This is a genomic window from Bradyrhizobium sp. USDA 4486 (assembly GCF_054057995.1).
Genome location: NZ_JBSRZV010000001.1, coordinates 3,471,796 through 3,487,565 on the forward strand (window position 1 = coordinate 3,471,796; position 15,770 = coordinate 3,487,565).

Here is a 15,770-nt window from a genome sequence, read left to right on the forward strand (position 1 = left end):
TTCAGTCCACAAAAGGTTCGACCAGGGTGCGCCTGCCGAGCAGGAACGCGTCGGCGACGAGACGGAGCGGCGCCAAGTCGACGTCGCTCGCTCCGGTCGCGGTGAGCGCGACGAAACGCCGGTACAGCTCGCGATATTCCTCATCAGGCGCCTCGGCAACAACCTTGCCGTCGACCGCCATGATCCTGCCGCCGCGAGACAGCGTCATTTGCCCCTTGTCGGTGTCGACGAAGATATCCCAGCTCTGCGGCCCGGTCTGGCGGAAATCGAATTCGGCACTGATGGGCAGGCTGTTGATATCCGTCAGGTTCAGATTCGCGGCGATCGGCGCCTGGCAATTGGCCGGGAACGCAAGTTCGGCCGAGGTGACGAACATCGGCTGCGGCAGGATCCAAGTCAGGATCGACAGCGCGTTGATGCCGGGATCGAATACGCCAAGCCCGCCCGGCTCCCAGATCCAGGTCTGCCCGGGATGCCAGACGCGGACGTCTTCCTTCCAGTTGATGTGTGCGGATTTGATCCGCCGCGTGGCCAGCCATGCGCGCGCCGGCTCGACTGCCGGCGCGTAGCGCGAGTGCCAGGTCGCAAACAGCGTCCGCTTTGCCTCCGTCGCCATCGCGATGAGCGGATCGAGTTCGGCAACGCCGATGCCGGGCGGTTTCTCCAGCATCACATGCTTGCCGGCCGCGAGCGCCGCGGCGGCCTGGGCGCGGCGCACCTGCGGCGGCGTGCAGAGCGAGACGGCGTCGACCAGCGGGCCCTGCTCCAGCAATTCCTCGATGGTCGCAAAATGCGGCAGCCCCGGCAACGCGGCGTTGCGGCTGGCAACGGCGGCGAGCGTCGCGCCTTCTACGGCGGCGATCGCGCCGACATGCTGATCGCGTGCGATCTTGCCGAAGCCGACGATGGCAATGCGAAGTTCGCGCACGCTTATTCTCCAGTATCTGCTGACGGTAGCGGGTCCGCCGGGGCAGTCTCGATCACCGTACCCTCGTGGCGGCGCGTGCCGTTGTGAATGACGTAAATCATCGCCTCTGATGCGGCTTCCGCATCGCCGGCGGCGATCGCATCGACGATCTTCTGATGCCAGAGCAACACGGTGTCGCGGTCCTCCTGCTCGACCGGAGCGCTGAGCAGGAACGAGGCGCGAAGCGCGGCCTCGATGACGTGCCCTATCGAGCGCATGAACAGATTGCCCGAGGCACGCGCCACCGCCACGTGAAGCGCGAGGTCGGCGTCGGCAAAGCCGACGGAGTCGGAGGCTTCAAGACGCATGCGTTCCATGCTACGGCGAAGCTCGGCGATGTCCTCTTCAGATCGCTGTGCGGCCGCGAGCATGGCGGCGCGCGGCTCGACCGCGAGACGGATCTCGGCGAGGTCGTTGAGGAAGCGCTTGTCGATGCCGGCATCGAGATGCCAGGCCAGCACGTCGGCGTCGAACATGTTCCAGGCGGCGCGCTCGCGCACGATAGTGCCAACCCGCGCTTTGGTGCTGAGCAGGCCTTTGGCGACCAGCGTCTTCACGCTCTCGCGCAGCACCGGCCGCGACACGCCGAACATCGCGATCATCTCGGCATCGCCGGGAAGCCGCGTGCCCTCGGCATAGCGGCCCGCGATGATGTCGACGCCGATCGAGCGGGCGACTTCTGCATGGTTGGAATGGGCTCGTCGTGTCGGAATAACAACGATGCGCGAGGTCATGAGACGGCTCCCGCTCGTTTCGCCACCGGTCGGCCCGCCAGCGCGACAAGGCCCTGCTGAAAAACGATGAAGGCGAACAGCAGCACGCCGGTCGCGATCTTGGTCCACCAGCTCGACAACGTGCCGTCGAAATTGATGTAGGTCTGGATCAGACCCTGGATCAGCACGCCGAGGAAAGTGCCGATCACCGAGCCCTGCCCGCCCGTCAACAGCGTGCCGCCGATCACGACAGCGGCGATGGTGTCGAGCTCGACGCCGACCGCCGAGAGCGAATAGCCGGCGCTGGTGTAAAACGAGAAGACAATGCCGGCGATGCCTGCGAGCAGGCTCGACAGCATGTAGATCTTGATCGTCATCTTGCCGACCGCGACGCCCATCAGGCTCGCGGTCGTCCGGCTGCCGCCGAGCGCATAGACATTGGCCCCGAACCGGGTGAGATGCAGCAGCAAGACACCGCCGATCACAATCACGAGCATGATGACCGCGATCGCCGTCAACCGCCCGCCGCCGGGCATCCGCAGCGCGAAATCGGACACGGTGGAATAGAACGGTGCGGTGATCGGCACCGATTCGGTCGAGAGCAGGAAGCTCGCGCCACGAGCGAGGAACATGCCGGCCAGCGTCACGATGAAGGGCGGCAGGTCGAAGATATGGATGACAGCGCCCATGGCCGCGCCGAAGGCAGCCGAGAGCGCGAGGATGGCGACGAAGGCGACCAGCGGCGGCACGCCCCAGCGCTCGATCGCGAGCGCGACAAACACGGTGGTGAAACCAATGACCGAGCCGACCGACAGATCGATGCCGCCGGAGATGATCACAAACGTCATGCCGGTCGCGACGATACCGAGGAAGGCGTTGTCAGTGAGGAGATTGCCGACCACACGGGTCGAGGCAATGTTGGGGAACTGCACCGCGCAGGCCGCAAAGGCCACAACGAGCACGACGGCGGTGATGAGGACGGGTGGCAAGCTTTTCATGCTTTCGTCCTCCACAGCCGCGACACGACACCGGCAATGCCCGGTAGTTTCGGCGATTGCAGCAGGAGCACCGCGAGCACCACCACCGCCTTGACCAGCAGATTAAACTCCGGCGGATAGCCGGACAGCAAGATGCCGGTGTTCATGGTCTGGATGATCAGCGCACCGAGAACGGCCAGAACGAGGCTGAAGCGGCCGCCGAACAGCGAGGTACCGCCGATTACGACGGCGAGGATGGCGTCGAGCTCGAGCCAGAGACCGGCATTGTTGGCATCCGCGCCCATGATGTCGGCCGCCGCGATCACGCCGGCCAGCGCGGCGCAGATGCCACACCAGACATAGACGGAAAGGATCATCGCGCGGGTGCCAACGCCAGCAAGCTCGCTCGCGCGCGCATTGCCGCCGGTCGCCTCGATCAGGAGCCCCAGCGCCGAGCCGCGCACCACCGCGCCGGTCAGGATGAGCATGCCCAAGGCGATCACGACCGGCACCGGCAAGCCGAGCACCGAACCATTACCGAGCCAGACCAGGTCCGGCGAAGAGAAGGTCACGATCCGCCCTTCGGTGATGAGCTGGGCAATGCCACGCCCCGCCACCATCAGGATCAGCGTAGCCACGATCGGCTGCATACCGAGCACGGCGACGAGAAAACCGTTCCACAAGCCGCAGACGAGGCCGGCTCCCAGCGCAGCCACCAGCACCACCGGCAGCCCGTGGCTGTCCGCGAGGGTCGCCGCAATCGCGCCGCAGATCGCCATCACCGCGCCGACCGAGAGATCGATGCCGCGCGTTGCGATCACCAGCACCATGCCGAGCGAGAGCAGCGCGACCGGCGTGCCGCGGTTGAGCACGTCGATCAGGCTGCCGAACAGGCGGCCGTCCTGGAGGCGCAGGTCGAAGAATTGCGGCGAAACCGCGCGGTCGACCGCCACGATGACGATCAGCGCGAGGATCTGGGCAAGGCCGCGGCGCGGCAACAGCGCTGTCATGCCCTGCCCTCATGCGCGATGGCCGAGTCGTCGGCGGCGATGGCCGCGAGAATGTTGGTGAGGTCGATCGCCTCGCCCTGGAGCTCCTCGACATGGGCGCGGTCGCGCAGCACGACGACGCGGTCGGAATAGGTCACGATCTCGTCGAGCTCGGAAGAGATCACGAGCAGTGCGAGGCCATCGTCGCAGAGCTCGCGGATCAGGCGGATGATTTCGGCATGCGCGCCGACGTCGATGCCGCGTGTGGGTTCATCCAGCACGAGGAGCCGCGGCGAGGTCGCGAGCCAGCGTGCGAGCAGCACCTTCTGCTGGTTGCCGCCGGAGAGCAGGCCGACGGCGCGCTCGGGATCGGGCGGGCGGATGTCGAACATCCTGACATAGCGACGCGCAATCTCGTCCTGCTCGCGGCGCGACAATGGACGGTGCAGGCCGCGCTTGGCCTGAAGCGCGAGCACGATGTTCTCGCGCACGGTGAGCTCGGCGACGATGCCGTCGGTCTTGCGCTCCTCCGGGCAATAGCCAAAGCCGTGGCGCACGCCATCGCGCGGCGACTGCAGCCGTACGGCCGTGCCCTCCACCCTCGCCTGCCCACAATCGGCGCGCTCGGCTCCGAACACCAGCCGCGCCGTCTCGGTGCGGCCCGAGCCGAGCAGACCGGCGAGACCGACGACCTCGCCGTCGCGCAGCTCGAGATTGAACGGTGCGACATAGCCTGATTTGCCATAGCCTTCGAAGCTCGCGCAAACCTCGCGTGTCCTGTGCTCGCCGGCCGAGGCCCGCGCGCTGGTGGTCTCGGCCAGCTCGCGGCCGAGCATCATGCGGATCAGCTCCAGCCTCGGCAGCGAGGCGGTCTCGCGCTCGCCGACGAGGCGGCCATTGCGCAGGACGGTGATGCGGTCGGAAATTTCGTAGACCTGGTCGAGGAAATGGCTGATGAAGACGATGCCGATGCCGCGCCCCGCGAGCTGTCGCATGATGCCGAAGAGGATCTCGACTTCATGACGGTCGAGGCTCGCGGTCGGCTCGTCCAGGATCAGTACCCGCGCGGAGAGATCGACGGCGCGCGCAATCGCGGCGACGTGCTGGACCGCCACGGAGTAGTTGCCGAGCGGCGCGGTGACGTCGATATCGAGACCGAAATCCGCAAGCAGCGCTTTGGCGCGGCGCCGCATCTCGCCTTCGCGCACGATGCCGCAGCGCATCGGCTGCCGGTCGAGGAACAGGTTCTGCGCCACCGAGAGATTGGGCAACAGATTGACCTCCTGGTAGACCGTGGCGATGCCGGCCCCAAGTGCGGCCTTGGCCGAGCGCGGCGCAACCTCCTCGCCGCCAATCCTGATGATACCGGCATCCCGCGGAAAGACGCCGGTGATCACCTTGATCAGCGTGGACTTGCCGGCGCCGTTCTCGCCGAGCAGCGCATGGATCTCGCCGGCGCGGAGCGTGAAGTCGACCTCCTGCAGCGCGCGCACCGCGCCAAAGCTCTTGCTGATCCCGCGCACCTCCAGTAGCGGCGGAGCAGCGTCAAGGCCGTTCTCCATGGCAATTCACTCCCACCGGTGCCGCGCTTGGGACGCGGACAGCCAGCCTAATCGTTCGCGCAGCGGATTCGAAGGGGCGCCGCCGGATGATCCATCGCGGCGGCGCATTTCACCTCAGTAACCAAGGCCCTTCTTGCTGTCATAGATTTTCTGCGGATCGTCGGCAGCCGTATAGAGCTTCGACTCGGTCTGGATCCATTTCGGCGGCACCGTGCCCTTCGCCTTGAAGGCCGCGATGGCATCGAGCGCAGGGCCGGCCATGTTCGGCGTCAGCTCCACCGTGGCGTTGGCTTCGCCCGCGGCCATCGCCTTGAAGATGTCGGGAACCGCGTCGATCGAGACGGTGAGGATCTCCTTGCCCGGCTTGAGGCCGGCTTCCTTCATCGCCTGGATGGCGCCAACCATCATGTCGTCATTGTGCGCGTAGACGGCACAGATCGACTTGCCGCCGCCTTCGGCCTTGATGAAGCTCTCCATCACCTCCTTGCCCTTGGCGCGGGTAAAGTCGCCGGTCTGGCTGCGCACCACCTTCAGGTTCGGATGCTTGGAGATCGCCGTGTCAAAACCCTTCTTACGGTTCGCGGCGACGCTGGCGCCGACCGTGCCCTGCAGTTCGACGATGTTGCAGGCTTTGTTGCCGACCGTCTTTGCCAGCCAGTCGCCGGCGACCTCGCCTTCATGCACGCTATCCGAGGTGACGGCGGTGAGATAGAGCTCCTTGCCCGAGGGATCGATGTCACGGTCGAGCAGCACGACCGGGATCTTGGCCTCCTTGGCTTCCTTCAGCACCGAATCCCACCCCGTCGAGACGACCGGCGCAAGGAAGATTGCATCGACGTTCTGCGCGATGAAGGAACGGATCGCCTTGATCTGGTTCTCCTGCTTCTGCTGCGCGTCCGCGATCTTGAGATTGACGTTGCGCTTGGTCGCCTCCTGCTTGGAGACCGACGTCTCAGCCGCGCGCCAGCCGGATTCCGATCCGATCTGCGAGAAGCCGATCGTGAGCTCTGCGGCACTGACCGGCAACGCGAGAAGCAACGCGGCCATGGCGCTGGCCGCAAAGAGGGCTTTAGGGATCATCAAGGCGTGTCTCCCAAGAGTTATCTCGGGCGCCGATTGGTAGCATGGCACCCGCAGGCCGGCCCCTTAGGCTGGCGGAAGCTACTATTTCACGTAAGATCGGTTCCGTATAGTCATATTATTTGACTATTAGATGAAGCGGCGCAGGCGTGCGGGACGGCCGCGCAGATGACACGCCAAGCGCGATTTTGTTCCGCAAGTGCAACGGGAGGATGAAGGAAAACGTGCGGGGTGGTTTGCGTGCCAGCAACGCGTCATGCCCGGCTTGTTCTGGGCTCCACACCTTGTGCCGCAAGCAAGACGTAGATGGCCGGGACTAGTCCCGGCCATGACGAAGCCGCAAGCAGACGCAGGAAAAGAGCTAGTGTCCTGAACCAGAAGTTCGCAACATTGGTCCGTTTTGTGCCGGGGCATTGTATCGGCAGAAGCGCTCGATGGAACCAAGGATGTCGTCAGCGGACTTAGTCCATCGGAATGGTTTCGGATCGGCATTGTGTCGTTCGATGAACGAGGTGATGTCCGCCCTGAGGGCAGCGACACTGCGATAGACGCCGCGCCTGATCTTCTTATCGGTAAGGAGCGCGAAGAAGCGCTCGACCTGATTGAGCCATGACGAACTGGTCGGGGTCAGGTGCACATGCCAACGCGGCCTTTTGGCTAGCCATTTCCGGATCAGCGGCGTCTTGTGCGTTGCATAGTTATCCATGACGAGATGGACGTCGAGTTCGCCCGGTACGGCGGCCTCGATCTCGTCGAGGAACTTGCGGAACTCGGCGGCTCGGTGGCGTCCGTAGCATTTGCCGATGACCCGTCCGGTCGCAATGTCGAGAGCGGCGAACAGCGATGTGGTGCCGTGCCTTTTGTAGTCACGGCTCCTTCGAGCCGGCTGACCGGGACGCATCGGCAGCATCGGCTGACTGCGGTCCAGCGCCTGGATTTGGGACTTTTCGTCTACACACAGAACGATGGCGTGTGCCGGCGGCGAGACGTAAAGGCCGACGACGTCGCGCACCTTGGCGACGAAGTTCGGATCGGTGGAGAGCTTGAATGTCTCTAGCCGGTGCGGCTGGAGCCCGAAGGCCCGCCAGATGCGCTGCACCGTTGACACCGACAGGCCGCTGGCCTTCGCCATGCCCCGAGAACTCCAATGAGTGGCGTTCTCGGGGCAGCTTTCCAGCGTCCGCACGATCACGGCTTCGATGCGGGCATCGTCAATGGTGCGCGGCGCCCCGGAACGCGGCTCGTCGTGCAGCCCGGCCACGCGCTGCTCTACAAAACGCTGCCGCCACTTGCCTACCGTTCCCCGCTCCAGGCCTAGCTTGGCCGCCACCTCCTTGTTCTGACCGCCTTCCGCGCAGGTCAGCACGATCCGGGCTCTCAGAGCCAGCGCCTGCGCCGTCTTCCGCCGCATCGTCAGCGACTGAAGTTCGGCAAGCTCATCATCGCTCAATATCAGGGGCGCAAGCCGCTGGGCCGACATCAGATCCTCCGTCGCTGTTACAGCCGCCATCTCTGGCACAGCGACGCGAATCTACTGCGAATCTACGATTGCGAACTTGTGACTCAGGACACTAGATCAGCTTCCGCTGCGCCAGGTTCTTCATCAGCGCACCAATGCCGAACGTCCAGGGCTCGCACTCGTCGCTGGTGCGCATGCGGTTGACGAGCTTGCCGAGCTGCGGCGCCGCGATGGTGACGATATCGTCGCGCTTGTGGGTGAACCCCTGCCCCGGCGCGTCGCGATCCTTCACGGGAGCGAACATGGTGCCGAGGAACAGCACGAATCCATCTGGATATTGATGGATTTTGCCGATGGTCTGCGCGACGAGATCGGTCGGATCGCGGCTGATCTTGCTGATCGAGGAATGGCCGTCGAGGACGAAGCCGTCCGCACCCGTCACGTTCAGGCTGATGTCGAGCTTGCGCGCGTCATCGAGCGTGAAACTGTCGTCGAACAGGCGCAGCAGTGGGCCGATCGCGCAGGACGCGTTGTTGTCCTTGGCCTTCGACAGCAGCAGCGCGGAGCGGCCTTCGAAGTCGCGCAGGTTCACGTCGTTGCCGAGCGCGCCGCCGACGATCTTGCCGCGGCTGGAGACGAACAACACGAGCTCCGGCTCCGGATTGTTCCAGGTCGACTTCGGATGCAGGCCCGCATCCATGCCGGTGCCGACTGAGGACATGGTCGGCGCCTTGGTGAAGACCTCGGCATCGGGGCCGATGCCGACCTCGAGATACTGGCTCCAGGCGTTCTGATCGATCAGCACCTGCTTCAGGTGCATCGCCTGGTCGGAGCCCGGCTTGAGCTTTGACAGATCGTCACCGATCAGCCGCGTCACCTCTTTGCGGATCGCCTCGGCCGACGCCGGATTGCCCTTCGCGCGCTCCTCGATCACGCGCTCCAACATCGAAATCGCGAAGGTGACGCCGGCGGCCTTCAAGGTCTGGAGATCGACCGGCGCGAGCAGCCACGGCTTCTTGGGGTCACGACTATCGGGCGCGGTGTTGGCCACGATGGCTTCGAGACCGCCGATGCGCTCGCCCTTCGCCGCGGCCAACGCCTTGGCCGGATCGTTCTCCTCGCAGAGTGCGCTGATTGTCGGAAATTTTGCCGTGACGTCGAACACGCCAGCGCCGCGCACGGCGACCACGGCGGGGCCATTCACCTGCGGCAGCCAGACGCGGCCGGCGAGCGTGCCGCGTGTTCCGTCCTCGGGGAGAAGGTCCTTTACCGTCAAAGTCGTCATGGCCGCGTCCTCGCTCTCGTCGGATCGGCCGCGCTTGCTCACGGCCAACCACATTGGCGAAAACCAATAGCGGTCTGGCATGGGAAGTCCACGGCCAATCGCTAGAGGATTTCATTAAGCCCTCCCCGCTTGCGGAGACGACGGTCTCGTATTGGTGGGCAAAGCGGAGGGTGCCCAGCATCTTTGGTCACGCAGATGGTGGACACCGCGCGTTCGTGCCTTCGCTCACCCCGACGGCAGTTTCGTGTGCCTCACTTGAACCAGTGCACCAGCGCGATGCTGATGCCAAGCAGCAGCAGCAGCGACAGCGTCACGGCCGCCGTCACCCGGCCGCCGACATTCGCCAGCACGCGCACATCGACGCCCAGACCTAGCGCGGCCATCGACACAACCGTGAGAAAACTCGTGATCTTCGTCACCGGCCCTACTACCGTCGCCGGCACGATCTCGAGGGAGCGCAAGGTCGCCAGCGCGAGGAAGCCGAGGATAAACCAGGGAACAAGACGGAAGAAACCGACATTGGCCTTCTTGGCACCGCTTTGCCAGCGCGAGGCGACTAGCGACAGGACGACCACGACCGGCCCGAGCATCAGCACGCGCATCAGTTTCACCAGCGTGCCGATCTGCGTCGAGACCAGCCCGGCCGGCACCGTTGCGGCGAGCACCTGAGGCACGGCGTAGACGGTGAGACCTGCGAGGATGCCGTATTGCGTGGCGGACAGTTGCAGCAACGGGATCAGCAGCGGCAGGCCCAGCACCATCATCACGCCGAGGATAGCGGTGAAGGAAATCGACGATGCGATCTCGTCATTGTTGGCGCCGATGATCGGCGCCACCGCCGCGATCGCGGAATTGCCGCAGATCGAATTGCCGCAGGCGATCAGGATCGACAGCCGCGTCGACAGGCCGAGCATCCGGCTGAGGCCGAAGGAGACGCAGAGCGCGACCCCGACGACGGCCGCGATCGATGCCAGCAGCGCGATGCCCGAGGCCGCGATGGCGGCAAAACTGATGGAGGCGCCGAGCAGCATGACCGCGACTTCGAGCAGCTGCTTGGCGCTGAAGGCGATGCCGGCCTGCCAGCGTGGCGCGGGTTTCCAGAAGCTGCGCAGCGCCATGCCGAGCAGGATCGCCATCACCAGCGCCTCGACATAGGGATGCTCGAACACGCCGAGCTCAGCCCGCTCCAGCAGAGCCGAGACCCCGGCGACGACGATGCACAGAAGAATGCCGGGAATCAACGCGAGGACCCGGCTCGCGGTGGTGGCCGGCTTGGAATCGGCCGGGCTGGATGCTTGATTCTGCGACACAAATCTCTCCCAAGGGGAAGGATTTATACGCAGCGCCGTCCGATTGGGGAATAAGTTTTCGGCATATCAGGGCCGAGGGAAGTTCTGTGCTCGGCCCGGAAGAGCGAGGGTCAGAAGATCAGGCTTTTGGCGAGCAAAGCGACGCGGCTGAAGCCATCATAGACGCCCGGCTCAAAGAAAGCGGCACGGGCGAGCACGATGCCGGCGACCAGCGACCAGAACAGGCCGGTGCCGACCCGCAGCAACATTTTTGAGGCGCGCGACCGCGGCTGGGTGTCCGTTGCGGACACCAGTTGCTCGCCGAAGGGCTCAAATCCGGTGCGTTCCATGGCGGTCAAATCCATCAATCTCTGGCGGAAATGTCGTCGTTTCGGCCCAAAACAGCAATGGAAGCGATTGGCGTTTTTATCCTCCGGAGGGGAAACTCCTTCCTCTCGACGGCGCCAAGGCAATGGTTTTCTTCTTTCGGCCTATTTGGACCCCGGCCACCGGCCTAGAGGGCCAGATAGCGGCGACGGATGGCGTCGTTGGCTTTCAGCTCCTCGATCCCGGCGGCATAGACGATCTGGCCCTTGTCGATGACCGTGGCGTGGCTCGCAAGGCCCAGGCAGAAATGCATGTTCTGCTCGGCGATCAGCACGGTCGAGCCGATCTGACGAAGCTGCCGCAACAGCTCGCCGATCCGCTGCACGATGATCGGTGCGAGCCCCTCGCTCGGTTCGTCCAGCAGCAGCAGCGCCGGATTACCCATCAGCGTGCGCGCGATCGCAAGCATCTGCTGCTCGCCGCCAGAGAGACGCCCGGCGATACGATGGCGCAGCGGCTCCAGCAGCGGAAAGACCTCGTAGATGCGCTTGATCGGCCATTCGTCCTGGCCTTCCGGCCCTTTCTTCTTCCCGATGATGAGATTGTCCTCGACCGTGTGCTCCGGAAAGATCTGGCGATCCTCAGGCACGAAGCCGAGCCCGGCGCGCGCGATGCGGTGCGGCTTGTGGCCGGAAATCACCGCGCCGCGAAGGCTGACCCTGCCTCGCCGCGGCGGCGCAAGGCCCATGATCGCTTTCATCGTCGTCGTTTTGCCGGCGCCATTGCGCCCCAGCAGCGCCATGGTCTCGCCCTGTCGCACAGAGAGGCCGACGCCGAACAGGATCTGGCTCGTGCCGTAAAAGACGTCGAGATCGGCGACCTCGATGACCGGCGTGCTCATGCGGCGGCTCCCGCATGTTCGGTGCCGAGATACGCATCGATCACCGCGCTGTTGTTGCGGATCTCGTCCGGCGTGCCGGTCGCGAGGATGCGGCCGTAGCAAAGCACGACAATCTTCGGCGCGATCTTGAACACGATGTCCATGTCGTGCTCGATGAAGATGACCGTGATCTTCTGGGTCTCCCAGAGCTCGCGCACCTTGTCGATCATGCGCCAGCGCTCTTCCGGTCCCATGCCGGCGGTCGGCTCGTCCAGCAGCAGCACCTTCGGTTCGAGAACGAGCGCGAGAGCGATGTCGAGCAGCTTTTGGTCACCATGCGACAGCGTCGCGGCGGTGCGATGACGCTTTCCGGCAAGGCCGAGCAGCTCCATCACGCGCTCGGCGCGGTCGCGCGTCTCCGGCAAGGGAAAACGCTTGTGCAGCACCGCCGACGAGCGCTGGTCGGCGCTGACCGCGGCGAGCATGGTTTCCTGCACCGTCAATGACTTGAAGATGCTTGCGACCTGAAAGGCACGGCCGATGCCATGACGCACGATCTCCGGCGGCGAGCGGCCAGCGAGATCGACGCCGTCGAGCAGCACCTGGCCGGAATCCGGCTTCAACGCGCCGGTGATCAGGTTGAAGAAGGTGCTCTTGCCGGCACCGTTCGGGCCGATCACCGCCGTGAGCGAACCATCCGGGAAATCCAGCGAGACGTCGTTGGTCGCCTTCACGCCGCCAAAAGACTTTGCGAGCTTGCGGATCTCCAGCATGGCTAGCGCCCCTCAGGCCTTCGCCTGGCCCCGTCATTCCGGGATGGTCCGTCAGGGCCAGACCCGGAATCTCGAGATTCCGGGTTCGCACTTCGTGCGCCCCGGAATGACTCCATCTTGAACACTCCAGGCATGCTAGCGCCCCTCGCCTGCATCGCGCCGGTGCGCGAACCATTCGGCGACGAAATCGAGCAGGCCTTTGCGCAGGCCCAGCGCGAAGAACAGGATGACCATGCCGAGCACGATGCCGTGATATTCGGTGAAGCGCGTGACGGTGTCGTTGAGGAGGAGCAGCAGCACGGTGCCGACCATCGGCCCCAGGAACGTCGAGACGCCGCCGAGCATGTTGATGAAAATGCCCTCGCCCGAGATCGTCCAGTAGGCGAACTCGGGATAGGCGCCGGAGACGAACAGCGCCATCACCATGCCGCCCATCGACGCGAACAGCGCCGCCAGCACAAAGACGGTGAGTTTTGCGCGCCAGACGTCGATGCCGAGGAAGCTCGCGCGCGTGGCGTTGTCGCGGATCATGCGCAGTGTGTAGCCGAACGGCGATTGCGCGATCTGGCGCATCGCGAGCAGACCGAGGATCAGCAGCGCGCAGCTCGCGATATAGAGGTGGACGTGGTTGGCGAGATCGATGCCGAGGAAAACCGGGCGCGGGATGCCGCCACGCAAGCCCTGATCACCGCCGGTGAAAGACGCCCAAGACAAAATAGTCGAGTGGATCAGCATCTGGAACGCGAGCGTGACGAAGGCGAAGTAGATCTCTTTCAACCGCACGCAGATCGCGCCGATGATGGCGGCGATCACCGCGGTGATTGCGAGTGTCGCGACGAAAGCCACGGGGATCGGCACGCCGAGCTTCTGCATGATCAGGCCGAAACTGTATGCGCCAAGGCCGAAGAACATGCCGTGTCCGAACGAGGTCAGGCCGGTGTAGCCGACCAGCAGATTGAGCGAGGTCGCGAACAGGCCGTACGCCGAGCAGCGGATCACGAAATCGAGCAGCGCCTTGCTGCCCGTGAACAGCGGCAGGCTCGCCAGCACGGCAAAGGCGGCCAGCGCGATCAGCACGTCGCGGTAGCGATGAAGCGCCGAGCCGCTTCGCACTGGCGCTAGCGTTTGCGCGCGTCCGGCCTCCAGCTCGGTCATGCTGCCTCCTTGCCGAACAAGCCGGTGGGTTTCGAGACCAGCACGATCACCATGAACAGATACATCAGGCCTTCCGTGAACAGGGGAAAACCGAGCGAGCCGAACGAGCGGATCAGCCCGAGCAGCAGCGCTCCGATCAGCGCACCCAGGATCGAGCCCATGCCACCGATCACGGTGACGATGAAGGATTCGATCAGCACCGAAAATCCCATGCCGGGCGTCAGCGAACGCACGGGCGCAGCCAGCGCGCCCGCGAGCCCCGCCAACATGCCGCCGAGCGCGAACACGCCGCCATAGATCAGGCCGGTGTTGATGCCCAACGCGGAGACCATCCCGGGATTATGTGCTGCGGCGCGGATCACCTTGCCGATGCGGCTGCGCGACAGCCCGATGCCGAGCACGATCGCCGCGAGCAGCGCGACGCCGATCAGCAAGAGATAATAGGGCGGCACCACGCCGCCGGCGATGAACAGCGGCATCACCTGGAACGCGGACGGCATGCCCATCGACTTGAACTCCGGCCCCCAGATGATGCGCACGACGTCGTCGAAGATCAGCACGAAGGCGTAGCAGACGAGGAGCTGCATCAAAACGTCGGCGCCGTAGACGCGGCTCATGAAGACGCGCTCGAAGATCAGTCCGAGAATGGCGGTGCCTGCCGCGCCGGCCAGCATCGCCAGCGCAAAACTGCCGGTGAGCTGATTGGCCGTCATCGCGAAATATGCGCCGAACATATAGAAGGCGCCGTGGCTGAAATTGACGACCTTGAGCACGCCGAAAATCAGGGTCAATCCGACCGCGACCAGGAACAGCAGCATGCCGATGATGAGCCCGCTGGTGGTTTGCGTCACCAGGCAGGCGGAGCTGGAGAGGCAGCCGGTGAGCGCATCGAGGTCCACGGGAGCACTTTCATTGCGGCGCGCCCGATGTGGCGCGAAAGCCAGACGAAAACGGCGGAGGAAGTCACCCGCCTCCGCCGCACATCACATCAGTTGTAACCCTTGCTCTTCTTCCACTCGGCCTCTAACTCGAAGATGGTCTTCCAGTCGCCGGCCTTGACCTCCGGGACATAAGGCTCCTGCGGAATCGTGGTGCCCCAGCCGATGGCGTAGCCGACCAGCGTGTGGTCGTCGCCGCGCATCGTCACGGTGCCGTCGGCGCCGAACGGGCATTTGATTGTGAGGCCTTTCAGCGCCTCCGCGATCTTCTTGCCGTCGGCGGAGTTCGACTTCTTCGCGGCTTCCGCCATCAGCATGATGGCAGTGGCGTTCTCCCAGGACCAGTTGGTCGGGTATTCATTGTACTTGGCCTTGTAGGCGTCGCCCCAGGCGGCATTCTCCGGCGTGGCCGGGAACGTCTTGATGTAGCGGTTGCCGGAGTGGATGCCCTTGGGCAGGTTCTTCACCACGGTGAGCGCGGTGTAGTCGGCCATGTTAACCGCGAACACCTCCATCTGGCCGAACATCGCGTAGATGTTGGCCTGGTCAATGTAGGAGGTCAGATCGCCGCCCCACAAGCAGGAATAGAGCGCTTGCGGTTTGGCCTGCAGGATCTTGGTGACCACCTCGGTATAGTCGGGCTGAAACAGCTTCGGCCAGGACTCGCTGATGATCTCGACCTCGGGCGCAAAGCGCTTGAGGTACAGCGTGAACTCCGCCGTGGTGTCGCGGCCATAGGCGTAGTCGGGCGAGCAGGTCGCCCATTTCTTCAAGCCCTTCGCCTTTGCGATCGCCGCGGCATAGCTGCCGCCGACGATAGAATCGTGCACGCCCTGTCGCGCGGTGCGGAAGGCATTCGGAATGTGCTGCTTGGGATCGGCGGTCAGCGACGACGTTTCCGAATTGGTGTGGACGCAGAACACGCCGAGATCGCGCGCGACCTCATGCACCGCGAAGGCGCCGGAGGAGGCTTCGGCATCGATCAGCAGCTCGCAACCATCGGTGTTGACGAGCTCGCGCGCGACGCGGGCTGCTTCCTGCGGCTGGCCCTTGGAGTCGCGGATCACCATCTCGATCTGTCGGCCGGCAAGACCGCCGGCGGCGTTGACCTTCTCGACCTCGAGCATCACCGCATTGCGCGACGATGTGCCGAGCTGCGCGACGCGGCCCGACAAGATCGTCGGCATGCCGATCTTGATGGTCTTGGCTTGGGCGCGCGCCACCCACGGCGCGGCAACACTCATCACACCGGCGCCCATCAGCGCCAGTGTTGAACGGCGGCTGACGCCCGGCGTGCGGGTTCTCTTCATTTTCCCCTCCCTCTTTCGGGTCGGCGTTCCAGTCCCTTGTCGAAGATCGTCTCGTCTCCGTGTTCC

15 protein-coding genes are annotated in these 15,770 nt (G+C 64.5%); all 15 read right to left on the reverse strand.

Annotated features, from left to right (window positions below; all coding sequences use genetic code 11):
* Nucleotide 1: 1 nt before the first annotated feature.
* On the reverse strand, nucleotides 2-928 hold the full coding sequence (locus tag ACVWY3_RS17120; protein ID WP_456839503.1) for a Gfo/Idh/MocA family protein: 927 nt from the start codon (nucleotides 926-928) through the stop codon (nucleotides 2-4).
* Nucleotides 929-930: 2 nt separating this feature from the next.
* Nucleotides 931-1,701 carry a FadR/GntR family transcriptional regulator gene (locus tag ACVWY3_RS17125; protein WP_456839504.1) on the reverse strand — a complete coding sequence of 257 codons (771 nt, stop codon included), beginning with the start codon at nucleotides 1,699-1,701 and terminating at the stop codon, nucleotides 931-933.
* A complete protein-coding gene (yjfF, locus tag ACVWY3_RS17130) occupies nucleotides 1,698-2,678 on the reverse strand; it encodes a galactofuranose ABC transporter, permease protein YjfF (protein WP_456839505.1) in 981 nt (326 codons plus the stop codon). The genes ACVWY3_RS17125 and yjfF overlap by 4 nt, the downstream gene beginning before the upstream one ends.
* The gene (locus tag ACVWY3_RS17135) at nucleotides 2,675-3,667 is read right to left on the reverse strand and encodes an ABC transporter permease (protein ID WP_456839506.1); all 993 of its coding nucleotides are present in this window, start codon (nucleotides 3,665-3,667) and stop codon (nucleotides 2,675-2,677) included. Before ACVWY3_RS17135 ends, yjfF begins: the two co-directional genes overlap by 4 nt.
* Entirely contained in the window at nucleotides 3,664-5,208 is a 1,545-nt protein-coding gene (locus ACVWY3_RS17140) for a sugar ABC transporter ATP-binding protein (RefSeq protein WP_456839507.1), read from the reverse strand. The genes ACVWY3_RS17135 and ACVWY3_RS17140 overlap by 4 nt, the downstream gene beginning before the upstream one ends.
* A 114-nt stretch (nucleotides 5,209-5,322) precedes the next feature.
* Complete coding sequence (gene ytfQ / locus ACVWY3_RS17145) at nucleotides 5,323-6,288, reverse strand: galactofuranose ABC transporter, galactofuranose-binding protein YtfQ (protein WP_456839508.1); 966 nt, start codon at nucleotides 6,286-6,288, stop codon at nucleotides 5,323-5,325.
* A gap of 361 nt (nucleotides 6,289-6,649) precedes the next feature.
* Complete coding sequence (locus tag ACVWY3_RS17150) at nucleotides 6,650-7,768, reverse strand: IS630 family transposase (RefSeq protein ID WP_456839509.1); 1,119 nt, start codon at nucleotides 7,766-7,768, stop codon at nucleotides 6,650-6,652.
* A 91-nt stretch (nucleotides 7,769-7,859) separates the two neighbouring features.
* A complete protein-coding gene (locus ACVWY3_RS17155) occupies nucleotides 7,860-9,032 on the reverse strand; it encodes a fumarylacetoacetate hydrolase family protein (protein WP_456839510.1) in 1,173 nt (390 codons plus the stop codon).
* Nucleotides 9,033-9,283: 251 nt separating this feature from the next.
* Nucleotides 9,284-10,342: a YeiH family protein gene (locus tag ACVWY3_RS17160; protein WP_456839511.1), complete on the reverse strand. Its 1,059-nt coding sequence runs from the start codon at nucleotides 10,340-10,342 to the stop codon at nucleotides 9,284-9,286.
* A gap of 110 nt (nucleotides 10,343-10,452) precedes the next feature.
* Nucleotides 10,453-10,794, reverse strand: coding sequence for a hypothetical protein (locus ACVWY3_RS17165; protein WP_456839512.1), 342 nt, complete (start codon nucleotides 10,792-10,794; stop codon nucleotides 10,453-10,455).
* Nucleotides 10,795-10,835: 41 nt separating this feature from the next.
* Nucleotides 10,836-11,549: an ABC transporter ATP-binding protein gene (locus ACVWY3_RS17170; protein WP_456839513.1), complete on the reverse strand. Its 714-nt coding sequence runs from the start codon at nucleotides 11,547-11,549 to the stop codon at nucleotides 10,836-10,838.
* Entirely contained in the window at nucleotides 11,546-12,301 is a 756-nt protein-coding gene (locus tag ACVWY3_RS17175) for an ABC transporter ATP-binding protein (RefSeq protein ID WP_456839514.1), read from the reverse strand. The genes ACVWY3_RS17170 and ACVWY3_RS17175 overlap by 4 nt, the downstream gene beginning before the upstream one ends.
* A gap of 135 nt (nucleotides 12,302-12,436) precedes the next feature.
* The gene (locus ACVWY3_RS17180) at nucleotides 12,437-13,456 is read right to left on the reverse strand and encodes a branched-chain amino acid ABC transporter permease (RefSeq protein WP_456839515.1); all 1,020 of its coding nucleotides are present in this window, start codon (nucleotides 13,454-13,456) and stop codon (nucleotides 12,437-12,439) included.
* Nucleotides 13,453-14,355 carry a branched-chain amino acid ABC transporter permease gene (locus ACVWY3_RS17185; RefSeq protein ID WP_456839516.1) on the reverse strand — a complete coding sequence of 301 codons (903 nt, stop codon included), beginning with the start codon at nucleotides 14,353-14,355 and terminating at the stop codon, nucleotides 13,453-13,455. The genes ACVWY3_RS17180 and ACVWY3_RS17185 overlap by 4 nt, the downstream gene beginning before the upstream one ends.
* 89 nt (nucleotides 14,356-14,444) lie before the next feature.
* Nucleotides 14,445-15,704, reverse strand: coding sequence for an ABC transporter substrate-binding protein (locus ACVWY3_RS17190; protein WP_456839517.1), 1,260 nt, complete (start codon nucleotides 15,702-15,704; stop codon nucleotides 14,445-14,447).
* Nucleotides 15,705-15,770 lie beyond the last annotated feature (66 nt).

Bases quoted from the DNA above. Each gene is read 5' to 3' on its own strand.
- ACVWY3_RS17125 (WP_456839504.1), bottom strand. From the start codon at position 1,701: ATGACCTCGCGCATCGTTGTTATTCCGACACGACGAGCCCATTCCAAC.
- yjfF (WP_456839505.1), bottom strand. From the start codon at position 2,678: ATGAAAAGCTTGCCACCCGTCCTCATCACCGCCGTCGTGCTCGTTGTG.
- ACVWY3_RS17135 (WP_456839506.1), bottom strand. From the start codon at position 3,667: ATGACAGCGCTGTTGCCGCGCCGCGGCCTTGCCCAGATCCTCGCGCTG.
- ACVWY3_RS17140 (WP_456839507.1), bottom strand. From the start codon at position 5,208: ATGGAGAACGGCCTTGACGCTGCTCCGCCGCTACTGGAGGTGCGCGGG.
- ytfQ (WP_456839508.1), bottom strand. From the start codon at position 6,288: ATGATCCCTAAAGCCCTCTTTGCGGCCAGCGCCATGGCCGCGTTGCTT.
- ACVWY3_RS17150 (WP_456839509.1), bottom strand. From the start codon at position 7,768: ATGTCGGCCCAGCGGCTTGCGCCCCTGATATTGAGCGATGATGAGCTT.
- ACVWY3_RS17155 (WP_456839510.1), bottom strand. From the start codon at position 9,032: ATGACGACTTTGACGGTAAAGGACCTTCTCCCCGAGGACGGAACACGC.
- ACVWY3_RS17170 (WP_456839513.1), bottom strand. From the start codon at position 11,549: ATGAGCACGCCGGTCATCGAGGTCGCCGATCTCGACGTCTTTTACGGC.
- ACVWY3_RS17175 (WP_456839514.1), bottom strand. From the start codon at position 12,301: ATGCTGGAGATCCGCAAGCTCGCAAAGTCTTTTGGCGGCGTGAAGGCG.
- ACVWY3_RS17180 (WP_456839515.1), bottom strand. From the start codon at position 13,456: ATGACCGAGCTGGAGGCCGGACGCGCGCAAACGCTAGCGCCAGTGCGA.
- ACVWY3_RS17190 (WP_456839517.1), bottom strand. From the start codon at position 15,704: ATGAAGAGAACCCGCACGCCGGGCGTCAGCCGCCGTTCAACACTGGCG.